Genomic DNA, 19,556 nt, shown 5'->3' with positions numbered 1-19,556 from the left:
CCGCGCTGGCTGCGCCCGGATATCGGCCGCCGCCAGTTCTACCGGATCGTCGACACCGTGCTCGACGGCGGGACAGCGGCCGGTTCCGCGCCGGCCCGGGGTCAGGTTCTGGGCGACGGTCGCCCGGTCGCCGGAGCATCGGCCGGTACCGGGCCGCGTACCCATTTCGCGATCAGCGGGAACACCAGAACCGTGGTGGCACCGGCCGCGACCAGGGTAGAGGCCAGATCCGCGCCGATGAGTCCGGACCGGGTCGCCACCTCGGTGACCGCGACGATGATCGGTAGACCGGTGGCCGCGTACAACGCGAGCTGTACCCGCTCGCGTGGTCGCTCCAGATTGGCCCCGTGTGGGACGAAACGCTCGCTCAGCCAGACGGTCGATCCCCGCGCGAGGGCGATCGCCAGGACGAACACCACCCAGCGCACCGGGTTGTCGAGTACGGCCGCCGGGTCGATGCCCATCCCCGATACGACGAAGAAGATCGGGATCAATACCCCGTAGCCGATGGTTTCCAGCGAGTTCTCGATCTCGGGATGCGTTTCGGCGACCAGCCGGCGCAGGATCAGCCCGGCCGCGAAAGCGCCCAGTACGACATCGAGGTCGAAGACTTCGGCCACGGTCATCAGGATGAGCAGCAGCAGGAACACCAGCCGGACCGGCAGCTGATTGGTCCCGGTGGTCAGTGCGGCGAGGACGCGTTCGGTACCGGGATGCCGGTCCAGAATGCGTTGCGGCACCCAGGACACCACTCCGGCCGCGGCCGCGAACAACAACAGCACCAGCAGGGAGGCGAGCAGATTCTGCCCGGTGAGCAATATCGACATCGCCAGCACCGGACCCAGTTCGCCGACCGCGCCGTGCGCGAGTATCGCGCGGCCCAGCGGTTGTTCGAGGACGCCGTCCTGTTTGACGATCGGCAACAACGTGCCCAGCGCGGTGGAGGTGAGCGCGATGGCGACCGCGACCGCGGTGCTGAATCCGGCCCCCGGCGCCGCCAGCCACACCAGGAACAGTGCGAGCACCAGACCGGCGAGCCAGGTCAGCCAGGCGGTACGGCCCGGTCGGCCGCGCAGCAATCGGGTGTCCAGTTCGTAGCCGGCGAGCAGGAACAACATGCCGAGACCGAGCTCGCTGAGCAACTGCACCCCGCCCGCGGTGCCGGTCAGCCCGGTGGCGAAGGGGCCCAGCACGATGCCGAGCGCCAGCAGCACGACCACATCGGGGATCAGCCCGCGCAGCAGCCGCGACACCAGCGGCGCGGCCACCGCGGCGGTCGCGATCCAGCACAGCGAAACGATCGCCGACGGCTCGTGGTCCACGGGCGCCGCGGCAATCGTCATCCGATCATGGTCGCACCGGCCGGCCCGCGAACCGGTCGCCGACACGGTCGCCGTGCGGTGCGATTCGGGGGGCGGTCCGGTGCGCTGCCGTCCCGCCGGATTCAGGCCGGGTACGGGGTCAGACGCGCTCGGTATCCCAGGTGGCGATGGCCCAGATGATCACCACATCGAGCGCGATGATCAGGATCGACCACAGCGGATACCAGGGGATCCACAGGAAGTTCGCCACGATCGACAGGGCGACCAGCCCGATCGCGGTGACCCGCGCCCACAGCGCTCCGGTGAAGAGCGCGAGGCCGACCAGGATCAGCAGGATGCCGAATACGATATGAATCCAGCCCCAGCTGGTGAGGTCCAGTTCGTAGACATAGTTGGGACCGGCTACGAAGACATCGTCCTTCGCGGCCGCGGAGATCCCCTGGAACAGGGTGATGAATCCGGCGACCAGCAGCAGCGCCGCCGCCGCTATGGAGGTACCGCCGGCGACGGCCTGTTTCACCGGTCGTTCGCCGGTACCGGCCGCGTGTGCCCCGGTGGCCCCGGGTCTCCCGGCGGCCGGTGCTGCGGGTTCGGTGGTCATAACTACTCCCTTCGGATGGGAGGGGCCACACCGGACCTCGAGAACTGATCGCCGGCGACGCCCTCATACGCCACACTTCGATTCCTTTGTCCTGATCGAAAATTATGCCACTGGCCAGCACGTTCCGGCTGTTTCGTCGAGAAAACGGGACCCAGTCGCGACCTTTTCGGAAAGAATTCCCGGCGGGTTGTCGATTCACCGGCCACCCCGTTCGACCTATGGGTGAAAGGTCCGGACGGGACCTCGAGAACAAGGAGACCGCTTCATGAAGTACATGCTGATCATGCGCGCCACCGACGAAGCCTTCGCCGCGATGGGCGATATCGACTTCACCGAGATGCTCGAGACGGTGGGCAAGTTCAACGACGAATTGATCCGGGCCGGTGTGCTGCTCGCGGCGGAGGGTCTCGACGATGCCGCGGAGGGCGTCGTCGTCGACTATTCGTCGGCGGACCCGGTGGTCACCGATGGTCCGTACGGGGAGACCAAGGAGCTGTTCAACGGCTACTACATCCTGAATGTCGCCTCGAAGGAAGAGGCGGTCGAATGGGCGAAGCGGATGCCGATGGGCGGCGCCGGCTTCAAAACCGAGATCCGGCGGGTCAGCACCATCGACGAATTCCCGCAGGACAATATCTGGATCCAGAAAGAACGCGCCTGGCGTGAAGCCACCGGGCAGCTCTGAGGCGGTCCGACAGTGGACGAGCACACTGGTCGTGAGGCGGTGGCCGCGGTGTGGCGGATCGAATCGGCGCGGATCGTCGGTGCGCTCGCCCGCTACACCGGTGAGTTCGGCCTCGCCGAGGATCTCGCCCAGGAGGCCCTGGCCGAAGCCCTGGTGACCTGGCCGCGCGACGGAGTGCCCCGCAACCCCGCGGGCTGGTTGCTCACCGTCGGGCGCCGTCGCGCTGTCGACGGATTCCGGCGCCGTGCCGCTCTCGACGATCGTTACGCCGCTCTCGCCCGGGAACTGGGCGAGGGCGGCGTGGCCGCGGGCAGTGACCCGGCGCGGGCCGCCGACCAGGTGCTGTGGGATCCGGACCGGATCGACGACGACGTCCTGGCCCTGATGTTCATCTCCTGCCATCCGGTCCTGTCACCGGAGGCACGGGTGGCCCTGACGCTGCGGGTGATCGGCGGTCTCACCAGTGACGAGATCGCCCGGGCCTTCCTGATACCGACGGCCACCGTCCAGGCGCGGATCACCCGGGCGAAGAAAACCCTGGCCGCGGCGCGGGTGCCGTTCGAGATCCCACCGGTGGCCGAACGCGCGGACCGGCTCGTCTCGGTCCTGCGCGTGATCTACGTGATCTTCACCGAGGGATCGTCGGCCAGCTCCGGGACCGATCTCATCCGGTTCGATCTGGCCGCCGAAGCCCAGCGCCTGGCCCGGGTGCTGACCCGGCTGGTCCCGGACGAACCCGAGGTACACAGTCTGCTGGCGTTGTTGGAACTCACCGCGGCCCGGTTTCCGGCCCGCACCGGCCCCGACGGCGAACCGGTCCTGCTGGAGGACCAGGACCGGCGCCGCTGGGACCGTTCGGCGATCGGCCGGGGTCGAGCGGCCCTGGCCGCCGCCGGACGGATCGGCCGCGGGCTGGGCATCTACGGTTTGCAGGCCGCGATCGCCGAATGTCACGCGGTCGCGCCGTCGGTGGCCGCGACCGATTGGGACCGGATCGTTCTGCTCTACGAGGCACTGGGCCGGCTCGCGCCGTCACCGGTCGTCGAGGTGAATCGCGCGGTGGCGGTCGCGATGGCGCGGGGTCCGGCGGCGGCCCTGCCGATCGTCGACGATCTGGAGAAGGCGGGGGAGCTCGCGAATTCGCATCTGCTGCCCAGTGTGCGCGGTGAACTGCTCAGCAGGCTGGGCCGTACCGCCGAGGCGCGGGCCGAACTGGTACGCGCGGTGGCCCGCTGCGGCAACGAACGCGAACGGTCGGTACTCGAGCGCAAGATCGAAATGCTCGGCCCCCCTGCGGTGGAGTGACCACGGCCGTGGGTGAGCCGATAATCGTATCCGCGCCGTGACCGTCGGATGAGTAGTTTCCCGGTTCCCGCGCCGGTGTCCCGTGACGATGATGGAGACGACCGGTGCGGAGGCACACCGGCAGCGAGTGACGGGGTGGAGATGAACGAGAAGGTCACGCGGCCCAAGGGTCTCGGGAAACGCGCCGGGTTGACCACCGAACTGGTGCGGCGGGTACTGCGGACACTGGCCTGGTCGAAATTCGTCCGGGTCACCGTGGCCGGACGAGAACTGGTCCCGCGGACCGGTCCGGTGATCGTGGCGGGCAACCACATCTCCATGCTGGACGCGGTGTTCCTGTGGGGCGCGTTGCGGCGCCGGGCAGTGGCCATCGCCATGGCCGAACTGTGGTCGTGGCCGGTGGTGGGATGGCTGGTACGGCGGCTGGGTCAGATCCCGGTGGTACGCCGTGACAGCACGTCCGGGCAATCCGCGCTGGCCGCGGGCGAACAGATCCTGCGGCACGGCGGAGTACTCATCATCTACCCGGAGGGGCGGCTGGTGGCGCCGGGGAAGTTCGAACCGTACAAGCCCGGGGTGGCGAAACTGGCTTTCGCGACCGGGGTTCCGGTGGTTCCGGTGGGAACCACCGGAACCGACGAGGTCATGCCGATGCGGCGGTCGCGGGGCGCCCGCCCGGCCTTCGATCGGCGCCACCGGGTGACGGTGCGTTTCGGAAAACCGCTGGACCCGGCGGAATTCGACGATCCACAGCAGTTCCTCGACCGGCTGCGGCAGCGGATCGAGGAACTGCGCGATGCCCCGGAACCCCGGTGACCGGCCGGCCACCCGGTGGACGCGGCGGCCACCGGACCGCGGCGGGTACGAATCGCCGGTGGCCGGATCAGGGATTCGCCCCGGCCGGTCGTTCGCGGACCTTCTCCGCCAACTGGGCCGGCATCGGATCGTGGCGCAGATACTCGCGCGTGAACCGGGCGACACCGTGCGTGAGCGACCGTAGCTCCGTGGCGTAGCGCACGAGTTCGGATTCCGGGACCTGGGCCCGGATCAGCGTGCGGCCGGAATCGGCCGGTTCGGTACCCAGGATCCGGGCCCGGCGCACCGAGAGATCGGTGAGCGCCGCACCCAGGTGGTCGTCGGGAACCCGGACCTCCACCAGCGCGATGGGTTCGAGCAGTGCCATCCGGCCGCTCGCGGCCGCGTCCCGCAGTGCCAGCGCCCCGGCGGTCTGGAACGCGGCATCGGAGGAGTCGACCGAATGCGCCTTGCCGTCGAGCAGGGTCACGCGTACATCGACGAGTGGGTTGTCACCGGTCACCCCGCGTTCGGCCTGGGCCCGCACCCCTTTCTCCACCGAGGTGATGAACTGCCGGGGTACCGCCCCGCCGATCACCTTGTCCACGAATTCGATTCCCGAACCCTCCGCGAGCGGTTCCACCTCGATCTCACAGACCGCGTACTGACCGTGCCCACCGGACTGTTTCACATGCCGTCCGTGCCCACCGGCCTTCTCCGCGAAGGTCTCGCGCAGCGGGACCCGGGTCTCCTCCACATCGACCTCGACACCGAACCGGCTGCGCAACCGTTCCAGCGCGACATCACGCTGTGCTTCCCCCAGCGACCACAGCACCAGCTGATGGGTCCGTTCGTTGTTCTCCACCCGCAGTGCGGGATCCTCGGCGACCAGCCGTGCCAGCCCCTGCGGGAGTCTGTCCTCGTCGCTCTTGCCGTGGGCGCGGATCGCGGTGGGCAGCAGCGGTTCCGGCATCGGCCAGGGTTCGATGAGCAGGGGGGAACCGGTACCGGAGAGGGTATCGCCGGTGCGGGCGTGGCCGAGTTTGGTCACATACGCGATATCGCCGGCCACCGCCTCGGACATCGGGCGTTGCTCCCTGCCGAAGGGGGCGGTGACTCCGCCGATACGTTCCTCGTCGTCGTGATCGGCCTCCGGGCCGTACCCGCGAACGTGCACGGTGTCGTCGGCGTGCAAGGTGCCGGCGAACACCCGGACCAGCGATACCCGGCCCACATACGGATCCGACGCGGTACGGACGACCTCGGCGGCCAGATCGGCCGCCGGATCGCAGTGCAGCGGGACCGGTGCGGCGCCGTCGGTCAGCCGGCGCGCCGAGACCTCGTGTTCGACCGGAGTCGGAAATCCGGTGGTGACCAGGTCCAGCAGCTCGATCGTGCCGAGCCCCTGCCGGCCGTCACCGGCGGCGGGCGCCGCGAACAGCACCGGATGGAACCGGCCGCGCGCCACCGCTCGCTCCAGATCCGCTACCAGGGTCGCGAGTTCGATCGGTTCGCCGCCCAGATAGCGATCCAGGAGAGTTTCGTCCTCGCTCTCGGCGATGATTCCCTCGATGAGCCGTTCCCGCGCGCGTTCGGCGAGTGCCCGGTCACCGTCCGCCGGTTCGGTCCAGGCGCGCTCGCCACCGGAATAGTCGGCGACCCGCTGTTCGAGTAGTTCCATCAGGCCGGTGGCCGGCCGATGTCCGTCGGCGCTCGCGGGCCCGTACACCGGCAGATGCAGCGCCAGCACATTCTCCGACGATCCGCCGCCGAGCAGCGCCTGACAGGTCTGCCGCATTTCTTCGAAGTCCGCGCGCGCGGTGTCCAGATGGGTGAGCACGATCGCCCGCGGCATCCCCACGCCCGCACATTCCTCCCACAGCGCCCGGGTCGCGCCACCGACCCCTTCCACGCCGTCGGCCGCCGAGACCACGAAAAGGGCCGCGTCCGCGGCCCGCAGCCCGGCTCGCAGTTCGCCGACGAAATCGGCGTACCCCGGGGTGTCGATCAGATTGACCTTCACTCCGCCCCACTGCACCGGAACCACCGACAACTGCACCGATCGATGCCGGTGCTGTTCGATCTCGTCGTAGTCCGACAGCGAGGTGCCGTCCTCGACCCGGCCGGCCCGGTTCACCGCGCCCGCCGCGAGGGCCAGCGCCTCCACCAGGGTGGTCTTACCCGACCCGCTGCTCCCGACGAGTACTACGTTGCGGATGTTCTCCGGCCTCGTCACCCCGTTCGCTCTGACAACCATGACTCACCGTCCTCGGCAATCGGCACGCGGTCATCTACGAGCTTCCCACCGGCGCGGCCCGCGGTCCACGGTGTTGTGCCGTCTTCCGCCCACCTTCGCCGGAACAGGCGAACCGGCAGCCGGGCGCAGTGGTATCGACCGTAAACTATCAGGTCGAATAAATGCCTTTGAACAGGTGATATAGCTATGTAACATAGATCTTGTCAATTGTGATCCACCTCCTAGTGGCGCGCCGGACGTGCCCCCGGACCAGAGGAGTTCACATTGGCCGATCCTGTCGGCGAGCAGCGGCACCGCCCCGGTCGACCCGGCGAACACGAGACCGGGCCGGACCGGTTCACCGGGCCGTCGTCGGTGCGCCATCGCTTCGCGTGGCGGCCGGCGGGACGGCAGTGGGGCATCGGTGGGGTCGTGCTACTGGTCCTCTGCCTCGTCGGCGGATGTCTCGCAGTCGTCGCCGGCGGCTCGGACGAGAGCAGCGACAGATCCGATGACGCGGTGATCGTGAGCTATCACGTCGAGGGCACCGGTGACGATGTTTCGGTCACCTATCTCGGTAGCGATTTCGGCATGGCCAGGGAAACATCGGTCACGCCGCCCTGGCGCCGGGAGGTGATCCTCGACGGATTCGGCACCATGGTTTCCCTGATCGCGATCAACGATGTGCGCGGCGGTGCGGTCACCTGCCGGATCCTGGTCGGCGACCGGGTGGTCTCCGAACAGACCTCCAGTGGTTCGTACGCGTCGGCGGGGTGTTCGGGAGATACCGGAGTGGGGTGAGCGGCCATCCGGGCCGGGGCCGGATCGGCGGTCAGCAATTCGGCTGGAAGGGATAACACACCGTGGTGACCGGGGGCGCGGGCGGCGGGACCGGTAGCCCGGCCGCGGGCGGTGGTGGTGCCTGCGTGATCGAGCTGATCTGCTGTTGACGGACCGTTTCGCGGGGCTCGGGATCCCCGTTTCCGCCGCGGGCCAGGAACCACAATCCACCACCGACGAGGGCGATCGCGGCGAACGCCGCCGCGGTCTGCAGGTGGGCGCGGCGCCGATCGGACCCGGGCACGGGGTCCGTATCCGCTACCGGCGGTGCGGGCGGTAGCGGGGCCGGATCCGGCGATGGTGCCGGAGGTGTGGTGGATACGGGACGCGGCGGCGGCTCCGGCGGCTTGTACGTCACCGGGCCGGGACGGTCACCCGGCGGAGGCGGCGGGGCGGGTACGCGGGGTGCGGTGGCCGGTGGGGGCAGTGCGCTGGATTCCACCGCCGGAGCAGGCGCGGGCAGCGCGGCCGGGACCGGGAGTGGTTCGACCGCGGGCAGGCTCGAATCGAGCGGGAAACCCTCGTCGGCCAGTTCGGCGATCGTGGTCCGGTCACCGTATTCGAGTGCTTCGATCACCGCGTAGGCCTGCTCCGCGGTCCAGACCACGGCACTGCGGTGATGGGCCCGGTGGAACCAGGCGCGCAGCGGGTTCTGGGTATTGCACAGCAGGACATCACAACCCGGTGGCGGTGCCGATTTCTTCTCGAGACGCATCGTCGATCCGCGGGGCGGGACCACGACCACGAGACCGGTGACGAACGCGCTGCCGCCCACCTGTCCGGCGGCGGCCTTCAGTTTGAACACCCCGTCGCGGACCTGGTCGTAGGGAGTGGTGTCGTTCTCCCGCACACTGACCGGGTCGCCGGCGGACCCGGGGACCTTCCACCGGCTGTTGGTGGTGCACTGCAGGACACTGCCGGTGACCTCCGGGTCGACACCCTTGACCTCGCCGACCACGGTCGTATACGGCGTGATGATCACCAGATCCACCTCCTGTCCGGAGATGAAACAGTTGGTGATCGCGACTCCTGGTACCCGGTAGTCCCCCTCCCATTTCCGGAGCCAGCCGACGACCCGTTTCTCCGCGCCCGATCTGAGCTTGTCGGCGATGACGAGCATCCCGATCACACCCCTCCCTGTCGCCGGTGATGTGGACACGATATCGGTAGCCGGACGGCATGGCGCGAAACCCTTTGCCTCAGAAAGCGTTCACCCCCGTGGACAGCGCGCTCTCACGCCTCCTACCAGCATCATCGGGCGGGGCTATTGCGGGAGCGGCATACCGTACGGTATTCGACTTTATGGAGCGCCGACGGCGGCGGTGCCGATTCGTCGGCCGCGCGGCCCGGTCGCGTTCGCACCGCTGCACCGCAGCCGAACGAGGCCGCACGGAGGACCAGATGCTGTTCGATACAACCCCTGAGCAGGAGTTCTTCCGTTCCACTACAGCGAAGTTCCTGACTGCCCGGGCGCCGGCGGAGCAACTCCGGCGGCTCCGTGACGACGACCGGGGTTTCGATGCCGAATACTGGCGTCGTGGCGCCGAACTCGGCTGGACATCGTTGCTGGTGGGGGAGGAAGACGGCGGTGGCACGATCAGCGGCCGCCCCCTCGCCGACCTCACGCTCGTAGCCTACGAATTCGGGCGGCACGCCGCGCCCGGGCCGCTGGTTCCGGCGAATATCGTGGCCGCCGCGTTGTCCGACACCGGCAGCCACCCGTGGGTCCGCGCCGAACTGGTCTCCGGTGCCGCCATCGCGACCTGGTGCCACACCGAACCCGGTTCGCGGCACGATCCGGGCCGGACGGCACTCGATATCCGTGCCGACGGAGCCGATCTGGTCCTCACCGGCGTGAAGCAGCCGGTGGAATCGGCCGCCGCCGCGCGGTACCTCCTGGTCACCGGACGGTGTGCCGATCACCTCGTGCAGGTACTCGTCCCGGCGGATACCCCGGGTGTCTCGATCACCGCACTGCGTTCGGCCGATCTGACCCGCCGGTTCTCGCGGGTCACCTTCGACGGTGTCCGGGTGCCCCGGACCGCGCTGGTCGGGGAGATCGGGACCGCGGACCGGCAGATCGATCGGCAACTGGGCATCGCGCTGGCCCTGCAGTGTGCCGAAACGGTCGGTGCGATGCAGACCGGTTTCGAGATGACGCTGGACTGGATGGCGGACCGCTATTCCTTCGGGCGGCCGCTGGCGTCCTATCAGGCACTCAAACATCGTGTCGCGGATCTGAAATCGTGGCTCGAAGCCGCGCACGCGATCGCCGACAGTGCCGCGGCCGCGATCGACGAGGACAGCCCGGAGTCCGGCATGCTGGTGGCCGCCGCCCAGGCGTTCATCGGCCGGTACGGTCCGGAACTGCTCCAGGACTGCGTCCAATTGCACGGTGGGATCGGCCTGACCTTCGAGCACGACCTGCATCTGTTCCTGCGCCGGGCCACGGTCGACAGCACCCTGTACGGCACCCCGGCCGAACACCGCAGGCGCATCGCCGACCGCCTCGTCGACAACGAGCTCCTCGGTAACGCGGATGCGGAGACGGCCGCGCAGCGCGACCGGGCAACGCCCTCGCTCGGATCCGGGGGCAGTGGCACGAGTGGGCCGGGCCCGGCGACGGTGTCGCAGCGTGACCACATACCGCCCGCGGACGAGGATGTCGAGACCTTCCGCCTGCGGGCCCGGGACTGGATCCGGGAGAATCTCGGCCCCCACCGGGCCGAAGCCGTCTCCGGGCTGCGCAAGGTCACCCGGGCGGAGGAACTCGCGGCCCTCGCCTACGACCGGCAACTCCAGCGCGCCTTCTACGAGGCCGGGTTCGCTGGTATCGCCGTCCCGGTCGAATACGGCGGCCGTGGCCTGACCGCCGCACATCAGCGGGCGTTCACCGACGAACTGGCCGGATATGAATATCCGTCCCGCTGCCAGGTGCCGACCATGTCACCGTGCGCGGCGGTCCTGCTCGATTTCGGGACCGAGGAGCAGAAGCGCCGCCATATCCCGGCGATGCTGCGGGGCGAGGAGATCTGGATGCAGTTCCTCTCCGAACCCAGCGGCGGGTCCGATGTCGCGGGCGCGGTGACGACCGCCGTCCGCGACGGTGACGACTGGGTGCTCAACGGCGCCAAGATCTGGACCACCGGCGCGTGGTACTCCGACTGGGCGCTGTGCCTGGCCCGCACCAACTGGGATGTCCCGAAACATCGCGGACTGACGGTTTTCGTACTGCCCATCCACCAGCCGGGTATCGAGGTGCACCAGATCGAGATGCTCAACGGCGCCCGCGATTTCTGCCAGGAATTCCTCACCGATGTGCGGGTGCCCGATACCGATCGGATCGGCGAGGTCGACGGCGGCTGGACGGTCGGGACCCGCTGGATGTACCACGAACGACTGCTGTCGGAATCGCCGTATGTGACGGTGCCCGAGCGACCCGCGATCTCCGACCGATCCCCGGTCGAGATCGCCTGCCGGGCGGGGACGGTCGACGACCCGGGCGTCCGGGATCTCGTCGGGGAGGCGCGGATGCTCGAGATCGTCGGCAATGAACTCGTGCGCCGGCTCGGTGCCGGGATGGCCGCCGGCCGTATCTCCGATCAATCGGCGGCCATCGGTCGGCTGTTCCGCGGTATCGCCGAATCACGCCGGGCCACGATCGAATTCGAGATCGCCGCCGCGAACGGCGCGATCTGGACCGAGGAACTCGGTGATACCGGCGATGTGTTCCTGATGCGGCAGGTGAGCTGTATCGGCGGCGGCACCACCGAAATGGCCCGCAATGTGATCAGCGAGCGGGTACTGGGTATGCCCCGGGAGGCGCGATCCGATCACCGGGTGCCGTTCCGCGATGTTCCGCGGGGCGGGCGACGCGGGCGCTCCTGACCGGCTGTCCGGCGTGCAGCGCGGGTCGTGGGGAACTCGGACCGCGGTGTCGAGGTGCCGGGGTGGTAGCGCCGGTCGCGGATGCTGCCCGACGTGAGGTTGCGACGTCATCGTTTTGTCACAGGTTTCGGGCCTCCGCACGCCTAGCGTGGGAATGTGCCTGCTCAGAGCCGAACCGTCGATCCCACTGCCGTGCTCCGATTCCGGAACGGCGCGGTGTCTGTCCACGCGCTCGGCGCGGTGCCTGTTTGCGCGCTCGGCGCGGTGCCTGTTTGCGCGCTCGGCGAGCAGGCGCGGCGATGAGCGGGCGTGGACCCGACGTCGCCGCACGGGTAGGGCTCTGGCTCGGCGTCGCAATAGCGCTGTGTTTCCTCACCGGGTTGCTGAGCCATCTGATCCAGCATCCGCCCGGGTGGTTCCGGTGGCCGGCGAACCCGGCCTGGCTGTACCGGGTCACGCAGGGCACCCACGTGCTCTCCGGGATCGCCGCCATCCCGCTGGTACTGGTGAAACTGTGGGCGGTGTACCCACGATTGTTCGCGCGCCCGATCCTGGGCGGGCCGCCGCGGGCACTGGAACGGCTTTCGATCGCGGTGCTCGTCGGGTCGGTGCTGTTCCAGCTCGCCACCGGCCTGTCGAATATCGCGCAATTCTACTGGTGGGATTTCTATTTCCCGGCGGCGCACTACGCGATCGCCTACCTGGCACTGGGTGCGCTGGCCGTGCACCTGGCGGTGAAACTCCCGGTGATCCGGGAGGCACTGCGCGGGCATTCGACAGCTCTCACATCATCGGCCGCCGCCCGCATATCGCGGCGTGCCGCGCTCGCCGGAGCCGGTACGGCGACCTTCGCCGCCGTCCTGTCCGTCGCCGGGCAGTCGGCCGGGTTCCTGCGGCCGTTCGCGGTGCTGGCGCCACGCAGCGGAAACGGGCCGCAGGGTCTTCCGGTGAACCGCACCGTCGCTCGCGCCGGTGTCGAGAAGCCGGCCCGTGACCCCGGCTACCGGCTGATTGTGATCGCCGGCGATCTGCGTCGTGAATTCACTCGCGCGGAGCTGCTCGCCCTGCCGCAGACCAGCGCTCGGCTCCCGATCGCCTGTGTCGAGGGATGGAGCGCCACCGCCGACTGGACCGGGGTCCGGCTGCGCGACCTGCTGGCGGCCGCCGGCGCGACCGAACCCGGCGAGGTCCGGCTCGAATCATTGGAACCTGCCGGTTTGTATCGGGTTTCGCGGTTACCGCATCCGCATGTCGTCGACGACCGCACTGTGGTCGCCCTCACGCTGAACGGCCGGACCCTGGATCTCGATCACGGGTATCCGTGCCGCCTCATCGCCCCCAACCGGCCCGGCGTCCTACAGACGAAATGGCTGTCCCGCATCGAGGTGATCCGTTGACCACCCTCCGCCTGCTGCTCCTGGTCGCCGGACTCGCCCTCGCGGCGTACGGCCTCACGCTGCTGGTCGACCTGGGCTCCGCCACCGCCCGCGAGATCGTGCTGGTGGCCCTCGTCGCGATCCTGCTGCACGACGCGGTGTTCGCCCCGCTCTGCGCCGCCGCCGGATATGTGGCGCGCAGGTTCGTACCCGCCACCTGGTGGGGTGTCCTCACCTGCGGTGCGGTCTGCGCGGTCACCTCGGCGCTGGTGGCGCTCCCGATGCTGCTGTCCCCGGCCTCGGGTAATTCGAGCTTGCTCGATCGCGACTATCCGGCGGGCCTGGCCGCCGCGATCCTGGTCACTTGGGCGGTGCTGTTGTGCGCACACCTGGCTGTCCGCCGCCGTGCGCGCCGATCACCTCGTCACGGCGAGTCGGCCTGAGTCGCGGGCGGTGCTGCGGTCTCGGCGACGTGCCGCAAGCCTTGTCCACCGGTCCCGCCGGAACGGGACCACCGGACACGTGGCCTGCGCGGCCGGGTCGCGCGCCTTAGGCTCGCACCATGGGACTCGATGTGTACGCCGTCCGGCCCAACCAGAGCCGGGTGACCGATAGTGGAGCCTTCCACCGATTGCAGGAGCTGCCGCCGGCCGAACGCGGCGAGTTCGGATGGCTGCACCCGGCCGAACTCGGGCCGTTCCAGGAGCTGCCGCGCGAGTTCGCGACGGGCGGGGTGTTCTGGCCGTCCGACGGTGATCCGACGGGATTCCGGGGGCAGGTCTACGACGAGTGGATCTCCGATGAATTCCGCCTCAGTCTGTACGAACTGTTCGACCCCGAGGATGTACGGGGACTGTTGAAACGGCTCGACGACTGGCTCGGGCGGGCGGCGAACGGCGAGGTGACGGTGCCGCTGTTCGGGCACGACAGCGATGACGGGTATGCGCTGACCAGGGTGCGGTCACTGGTCGCGTTCGTGCGGGCGACCGCGGCACAGGAACTCTGGTTGTTTCCGGACTACTGATCGGCGGCGGGGACCGGAGCGGAGCCGGCGCCCGGTAGCAGCGCGAGGCGACTGGCCGTGCGGGCGATATCGGGCGGCAGGCGGTCACCGGTCAGGCATTCGGCGAGTGGGGCGGTGGCGACGAGGTGCAGGCGCCGGTCCCGGTCGCACAGGACATCCACGAGGTTGGCGAAACGCTGGGCGGCGTCGCGGTCGGTACCCGACAGCGGGGGGAGACCGGACAGGGTCCACTCCCGGAACCGGTCGGCCAGTCGCAGATAGTCGATGGTCGAGTACGGGGCATCGCAGAGATCGGTGAAATCGAACCAGACCGCGTCGCCGCGCACCGCCCGGGCGGTCACCGCGCGATCACCCAGGGGGACGCGCCGGCGTTCGGCCGGCGCCGGCGGCAGCAGACCGGCTTGCACCAGCTGGGCGTCGGTACCGGGCCACAGGAAACCGCCGCGTTCGAACTCCGCGGCAGGTGTCGCGAGCCGGCGGGTCCGCCGGTAGTCGCGGGGACCGGCGACCTCCACGACGTCCAGCGCGTTCTCCAGCGTGGCGGCCAGTGGTTCGATCAGATGATGGAACAGCGGGTTGGGCAATAGGCCCGCGGGCGGATAGTTCGAGGTGGCGACCAGTGTGATCCGCTGGGCGAAGAGCGAATCCATGACCTTGGCCATGATCGTGGCGTCGCCGGGATCGTGTACGTGGAACTCGTCGAAGCACACCAGCCGATAGTCGCCGAGCAGTTCCCGGACGGCGCGGTCGCAGGCGCGTTTCTCGCTGCGGTGGGCGGCGTAGCGGGTGTGGAACTCCCGGAAGAATTCGTGGAAGTGCACCCGTCGCTTCCGGCGTGCCGGGACGGCATCGTAGAAGGTGTCGACCAGCCAGCTCTTACCGCGGCCCACCGGGCCCCACACGTATACGCCGCGTACGGTGTTCCGCACGAAAGGTGTGCGGCGGTGTGCTATTTCGCGGCCCAGCCGCCAGAGCGTGCCGGCGGCGTCCCGCTGGGACGGATCGAGATCGAATCCCGCTTTCCGGGCGGCCTTTTCGAATACCTCGGGCGTCCAACCGTGCTGTGTTCCGGTCACCGCCACCACCTCCTGGTCTCGCCGGGTCAGCTTGGCAGGCCGGGGCGGCCCGGCCCAGAGATCAGGAGCACATGTGAGGATGATCGCCCGATGGCGGCCCGCGGACCGCGGCCCCCGGGTTACGCGGCAGGTGTCAGGGTGTAATCCCGCGGATCGAGTCTGCGGACGCGGCGGCGATATCGCGTGACCGTTCCGGGCCAATTGTTGGTGATCTTGCCGGCCGCGTTGCGGTACCAGCTGGAACAGAAATTCCACGGGGTGCGTTCGAGGCGTTTCTGCAAGGCGTCGTTGAAGGCGCGTTCGGTATCGGCGCGCACCTCGAGGACCCGGCCCGGTGTGTCACCGAGCAATTGCACCGCCTGCCGGATGTAGCGGGACTGCGATTCGATCATGTAGATGATCGAGCCGACCCCGAGGTTCGTATTGGGTCCGTAGACCATGAACAGATTCGGGAAATCCGGGACGGTCATCCCGTAGTAGGCGTGCGCCCCCTCGGACCACACCTCGGCGAGCTCGCGACCACCCCGGCCGGTGATACGCATCGGCCAGAGGAACTCGGTGCCCTTGAAACCGGTGCCGTAGATGATCACATCGGCTTCGTGCAGGACGCCGTCGGCGGTGCGGACACCCGCCGGCGTGATCTCGGCGATACCCGCTGTGGTCACTTCGACATTGGGCTGGGTGAGGGCCGGATAGTAGTCACTGGAGAACAGGGTGCGTTTGCAGGCGATCGGATAGTCCGGCGTGAGCTTTGCCCGCAGCGCGGGGTCGTCGACATTCTCCCGCAGATTGCGGGCCGCTATCCGGGAGACGAGTCGGCTGATGATCGGCAGTTCCACCAACCCCAGCGACGAGATCTCGGCGGTGAGCCACCAGCCGAATCGCTCCACCAGCAGCATGCCGGGAATCCGGGCGAACAGCTTGTGCTGTACGGGGGAGTAGTCGGTATCGAATTTGGGCAGCACCCAGGCGGCGGTCCGCTGGAACAGCGTCAGCCGCGCGACCTCCGGCTGGATCTGCGGAACGTACTGGACGGCGCTCGCGCCGGTGCCGATACACGCGACCCGTTTCCCGGTGAGGTCCACCGCGTGATCCCACAGCGCGGAATGGAACGCGGGGCCCGTGAAACTACCGATACCCGGGATGGCGGGCAGTTGGGGCCGGGACAGCTGCCCGACCGCGGAGATCACCACATCCGCGGTTCGCGGTTCGCTCTCGGCGGTATGCACGGTCCAGGTGCCCGCCTGTTCGTCGAACACCGCCGAGGTGACCTCCACGCCGAACTCGATCCGGTCGAGCAGGCCGTGCCGTTCGGTCACTGCGCGAAGGTAGCCGTGGATGGCCGCCTGTCCGGAGTACCGCTGCGGCCAATCGGGTTTCTGCTCGAAAGAGTAGGAATACAGTGGCGACGGCACATCGCAGGCCGCGCCGGGATAGGTGTTCTCCCGCCACACGCCACCGAGGTCCGCGGCTTTCTCCAGGATCGTGAGGTGGTCGAATCCGTGCCGGTGCAATTCGATCGCCACGCCGATACCGCCGAATCCGGCGCCGATGATCAGGATCGAGACCGGGCGTCGCGCACTCATACACACTCCTGTCGCCGATGTGGTCTCCCTCACTCTAAGACGGTGCCCGGGGTCGGGATCGGCACTTTCGGCCAAACGTTGCGGGCCGGTCATCGACCCGATCACGGCGGTGCGCAGGGGCGGCGGTGACGTCGGAACTCGGTAGGGTCCGGGTCGGCTTCTACCGGAAAACTGCTTGCCCGGCAACTGCCCGGCCGATAGATTGTCGCGGTTTGTCCATCCCGATGATCGAAGGAGACACAACCTCATGGAACCGCTGACCGAACGCGAGATCAGAGCGTCGTTCGTGAACTGCTCGAAAGGCGAGGCCAAACGGCTCTCCCTACCGGCCGACCTGGCCGATCGCCCGTGGGACGACCTGGACTTCCTGGGCTGGTCCGATCCCGGAGCGCCCGGCCGCGCCTATCTCGTGGTGCCGGAAGAACAGGGACCGGCCGGTATCGCGTTGCGCTACGAAACCTCCGGACCGCGTCGTTCGCAGATGTGCACGCTCTGCTCGACCACCCACAGCAATGGCGGGGTCGCGTTGATGACCGCGCGTAAGGCGGGTGAAGCCGGCCGGCGCGGCAATTCGACCGGAACCTATATCTGTGACGATCTGGCCTGCTCGCTGTATGCCCGCCGGAAGAAGTCACCCGCGATGGGCCGCGCCTATCGCGACGATTTCGATCCCGCGGCCCGCATTCTGCAGGTCCAGGAGAACGTGACCGCGTTCCTGGCCAGGGTGCGCGGCTGATCGTCACTGTGAATTCCGACCGATGAGAAAGAGGTAGTGGCTGTGCGCCGATACTCGAGACCCCGCCCGGGACGTGTTCCGGATTTCGTACTACGACCACGGATTCCGGAACTCTTCGTCTCCTCCCCGGCCGAGGCGGTCCGGTGATGCCGGACCGTGCCGGTCGGGGAGGAGGCGCCCGGGACCGTCACTGCGGTCCCGGTTCGACGGAGCCGTGCTGATCCGGCAGACCACCGAGCAGGCCGGCGATGGCCGCGTGCCCGTTCTGCATCGATGTCTCCCCGCCTCGTCCTTCGGTCCCGTAGCGCAGGGTGATCACCTCGGTGCCGTCGCCGGCCGGACGGCGCTGAACAGTGAACTCACGGCCGGGCTCACCCCATTGCTCGACGAGCAGGGCGACCGGATCGGCGGTGGCGAGTTCGGTCGCGATGGTCCGGGCAGTACGACCCGAATCGTCCGGGCGGGCGGGGTCGGCGCCGTGGCTCAGCAGCGACCGCACGATTCCGAGGCCGCCGCGCCGGGCGGCGATCGTCAGCGGGGTCCCGGGAATATCCGGGTCGGCTCCGGCCGCCAGCAGCAGTTCGACAGTCTCCCGGTGACCGTTGCGGACCGCCCACAGCAGCGGCGGCGTACCGGGGCCGGTCTGTTCCGGATGCGGTGGTTCGGGAAGATCGGGGTCGGCTCCGGCGGCCAGTAACGCTTCGACGACACCGGTATGGTTCCAGCACGCCGCCGCGCACAGTGGCAGCCCTTCGTCGTCCGCCCCGCCGGGAAGGTGCGGGTCGGCACCGTGGGCGAGCAGCAGGCGCACTGTTTCCGCGTAACCCTGCACCGCGGCCCGATACAGCGGAGTGGTTCCGTAGCTGTCGCGTTTGTCGGGATCCGCTCCGGCGGCCAGTAGTTCACGGACTCGCGCCGGGCCGGATTCGGAAACGGCCGTCACCAGATCTGTCACCTGTCCATTAGAGCTTCGGCGTCAATCGGATATCGCGGCTCGGCGGATCCGGGATTTCGACCGGGCCCGGCGACGACGGACTAGCCTGTGCGGCATGACCGATCGACTCGGCGACCGGCGCGTGTTCCGGTGTGCCCGGTGCCTCCCGCGGTGACCGGCGGTGAACCGGAGATGCCCGCGTCCGTGATCCCGGAGGTGGTCCGGCGCTATCTGGCGGAGCTGGTCCGGCGGACCCGCGGCGTCTACAGCGAGGATCTGCGCAGTGTGTTCGCCGTGGGGTCGCTGGCGCTCGGCGACTACCGGCACGGGCGTAGTGATATCGACGTCACGGTCGTTGTCGCGCCGGACGCACCGGGGCAGGCATTACGTGAGCTGGCCGCGGTGCTTTCCCATCCGGTGCTGCCGTGCCCCGCCGCCGGGCTGGAACTCGTGGTCTACGACGCGGAATTCGCCGCGTCGGGGAGCGCGGATCCGGGGTTCCTGCTGAACCTGAACACCGGTTCGCAGCTGCCCGCGGTCGCGGATTTCGAACCCACCGGGGCTCCGGCGTTCTGGTATGTGATCGATCGCGCGGTAGCCCGTCAGAGCGGGTTACCGCTCGCCGGACGCCCGGTGCGTGATGTTCTCGCGGCGCCCCGGCGAGCCGATCTGCTCGCCGCGCTCGCGGCCTCGGTCGACGAGCACGCCTCCGGTACCGGACATCTCGCGGACAACAGAGTGCTCAACGGCTGCCGTGCGGTGCAGTTCTGCCGGACCGGTCGCTGGGTGGCGAAACGGGAAGCGGGTCGGGTGGTCGCGGCCACCGAGGAACGGTTCGAGCCGATCGTGACCGCGGCGCTGCGCAGTTTCGACCGGCCGCGTTCGGAGGGCGTGGACCTGCCCTCGGCTCAGGTGGACGAGTTCTCGGCCTGGGTGAGCCGGACCGTCCGGGAGACCTCCCGCTGATCCGCGGCGGCCGGCCCCACTCGGTCGACGGGCCGGGCCGGATTCCGGCGGCGCCACGGCGCGCACGGTCCGGCTGCGGAACTCCGGTCCCCCACGTGGGCGCCGTCGAGATCTCCATCCAGCTCGGGGTCGCCGACGCGATCGCCGATGTGGTCGGTTCGGGCCGCACCCTGCGCCAGCACAATC

At 68.9% G+C, this 19,556-nt stretch carries 17 protein-coding genes and 1 pseudogene; 11 read left to right on the top strand and 7 right to left on the bottom strand.

Going from position 1 to position 19,556, the window contains the following annotated elements; all coding sequences use genetic code 11:
• Positions 1–101: 101 nt before the first annotated feature.
• The gene (locus tag ACWEWT_RS37085; protein ID WP_452565580.1) at positions 102–1,343 is read right to left on the bottom strand and encodes a cation:proton antiporter; all 1,242 of its coding nucleotides are present in this window, start codon (positions 1,341–1,343) and stop codon (positions 102–104) included.
• 118 nt (positions 1,344–1,461) lie between these two features.
• The gene (locus ACWEWT_RS37080) at positions 1,462–1,923 is read right to left on the bottom strand and encodes a DUF7144 family membrane protein (protein ID WP_452565579.1); all 462 of its coding nucleotides are present in this window, start codon (positions 1,921–1,923) and stop codon (positions 1,462–1,464) included.
• A gap of 265 nt (positions 1,924–2,188) precedes the next feature.
• On the opposite strand from ACWEWT_RS37080, the gene ACWEWT_RS37075 reads away from it, so the two are divergent.
• From ACWEWT_RS37075 to ACWEWT_RS37065, 3 genes are all read left to right on the top strand, one after another.
• Positions 2,189–2,608, top strand: coding sequence for a YciI family protein (locus ACWEWT_RS37075; RefSeq protein WP_452565578.1), 420 nt, complete (start codon positions 2,189–2,191; stop codon positions 2,606–2,608).
• 12 nt (positions 2,609–2,620) lie between these two features.
• Entirely contained in the window at positions 2,621–3,913 is a 1,293-nt protein-coding gene (locus tag ACWEWT_RS37070) for an RNA polymerase sigma factor (protein WP_452565577.1), read from the top strand.
• 141 nt (positions 3,914–4,054) lie between these two features.
• Positions 4,055–4,729 (top strand): lysophospholipid acyltransferase family protein, encoded by a 675-nt coding sequence (locus ACWEWT_RS37065; RefSeq protein ID WP_452565576.1) that lies wholly within the window; start codon positions 4,055–4,057, stop codon positions 4,727–4,729.
• A gap of 67 nt (positions 4,730–4,796) precedes the next feature.
• On the opposite strand, the gene ACWEWT_RS37060 is transcribed toward ACWEWT_RS37065, so the two are convergent.
• Positions 4,797–6,965: an elongation factor G-like protein EF-G2 gene (locus ACWEWT_RS37060; RefSeq protein ID WP_452565575.1), complete on the bottom strand. Its 2,169-nt coding sequence runs from the start codon at positions 6,963–6,965 to the stop codon at positions 4,797–4,799.
• 264 nt (positions 6,966–7,229) lie between these two features.
• On the opposite strand from ACWEWT_RS37060, the gene ACWEWT_RS37055 reads away from it, so the two are divergent.
• The gene (locus ACWEWT_RS37055) at positions 7,230–7,745 is read left to right on the top strand and encodes an MmpS family transport accessory protein (protein ID WP_452565574.1); all 516 of its coding nucleotides are present in this window, start codon (positions 7,230–7,232) and stop codon (positions 7,743–7,745) included.
• A gap of 31 nt (positions 7,746–7,776) precedes the next feature.
• Here ACWEWT_RS37055 and ACWEWT_RS37050 read toward each other — a convergent pair whose 3' ends face one another.
• The gene (locus tag ACWEWT_RS37050; RefSeq protein ID WP_452565581.1) at positions 7,777–8,904 is read right to left on the bottom strand and encodes a nuclease-related domain-containing protein; all 1,128 of its coding nucleotides are present in this window, start codon (positions 8,902–8,904) and stop codon (positions 7,777–7,779) included.
• Positions 8,905–9,185: 281 nt separating this feature from the next.
• Between ACWEWT_RS37050 and ACWEWT_RS37045 the strand changes: the two genes are divergently transcribed.
• The 4 genes from ACWEWT_RS37045 (at position 9,186) to ACWEWT_RS37030 (ending at position 14,072) form a co-directional block, all read left to right on the top strand.
• Positions 9,186–11,672: an acyl-CoA dehydrogenase gene (locus tag ACWEWT_RS37045; protein ID WP_452565573.1), complete on the top strand. Its 2,487-nt coding sequence runs from the start codon at positions 9,186–9,188 to the stop codon at positions 11,670–11,672.
• A gap of 299 nt (positions 11,673–11,971) precedes the next feature.
• The gene (locus ACWEWT_RS37040; RefSeq protein WP_452565572.1) at positions 11,972–13,069 is read left to right on the top strand and encodes a molybdopterin-dependent oxidoreductase; all 1,098 of its coding nucleotides are present in this window, start codon (positions 11,972–11,974) and stop codon (positions 13,067–13,069) included.
• Positions 13,066–13,491: a hypothetical protein gene (locus ACWEWT_RS37035; RefSeq protein WP_452565571.1), complete on the top strand. Its 426-nt coding sequence runs from the start codon at positions 13,066–13,068 to the stop codon at positions 13,489–13,491. Before ACWEWT_RS37040 ends, ACWEWT_RS37035 begins: the two co-directional genes overlap by 4 nt.
• A gap of 119 nt (positions 13,492–13,610) precedes the next feature.
• Complete coding sequence (locus tag ACWEWT_RS37030; protein ID WP_452565570.1) at positions 13,611–14,072, top strand: hypothetical protein; 462 nt, start codon at positions 13,611–13,613, stop codon at positions 14,070–14,072.
• On the opposite strand, the gene zapE is transcribed toward ACWEWT_RS37030, so the two are convergent.
• Both zapE and ACWEWT_RS37020 read right to left on the bottom strand, forming a co-directional pair.
• Positions 14,066–15,148 carry a cell division protein ZapE gene (zapE, locus tag ACWEWT_RS37025; protein WP_452565569.1) on the bottom strand — a complete coding sequence of 361 codons (1,083 nt, stop codon included), beginning with the start codon at positions 15,146–15,148 and terminating at the stop codon, positions 14,066–14,068. The genes ACWEWT_RS37030 and zapE overlap by 7 nt on opposite strands.
• Before the next feature lie 119 nt (positions 15,149–15,267).
• Positions 15,268–16,734: a flavin-containing monooxygenase gene (locus ACWEWT_RS37020; RefSeq protein WP_452565568.1), complete on the bottom strand. Its 1,467-nt coding sequence runs from the start codon at positions 16,732–16,734 to the stop codon at positions 15,268–15,270.
• Positions 16,735–16,981: 247 nt separating this feature from the next.
• Here ACWEWT_RS37020 and ACWEWT_RS37015 point away from each other — a divergent pair, with 247 nt between their 5' ends.
• A complete protein-coding gene (locus ACWEWT_RS37015) occupies positions 16,982–17,470 on the top strand; it encodes an FBP domain-containing protein (protein WP_452565567.1) in 489 nt (162 codons plus the stop codon).
• A 187-nt stretch (positions 17,471–17,657) separates the two neighbouring features.
• Here the strand turns inward: ACWEWT_RS37015 and ACWEWT_RS37010 are convergent, their stop codons facing one another.
• A complete protein-coding gene (locus tag ACWEWT_RS37010) occupies positions 17,658–18,425 on the bottom strand; it encodes an ankyrin repeat domain-containing protein (protein ID WP_452565566.1) in 768 nt (255 codons plus the stop codon).
• Positions 18,426–18,596: 171 nt separating this feature from the next.
• Here ACWEWT_RS37010 and ACWEWT_RS37005 point away from each other — a divergent pair, with 171 nt between their 5' ends.
• A complete protein-coding gene (locus ACWEWT_RS37005) occupies positions 18,597–19,370 on the top strand; it encodes an aminoglycoside adenylyltransferase domain-containing protein (protein ID WP_452565565.1) in 774 nt (257 codons plus the stop codon).
• Between the two features lie 98 nt (positions 19,371–19,468).
• Positions 19,469–19,556 (top strand): annotated as a pseudogene (locus ACWEWT_RS37000) (ATP phosphoribosyltransferase); the annotation flags it as partial.

Source organism: Nocardia sp. NPDC003963 (assembly GCF_053605105.1).
This window is presented reverse-complemented; position numbering and strand designations above follow the sequence as displayed.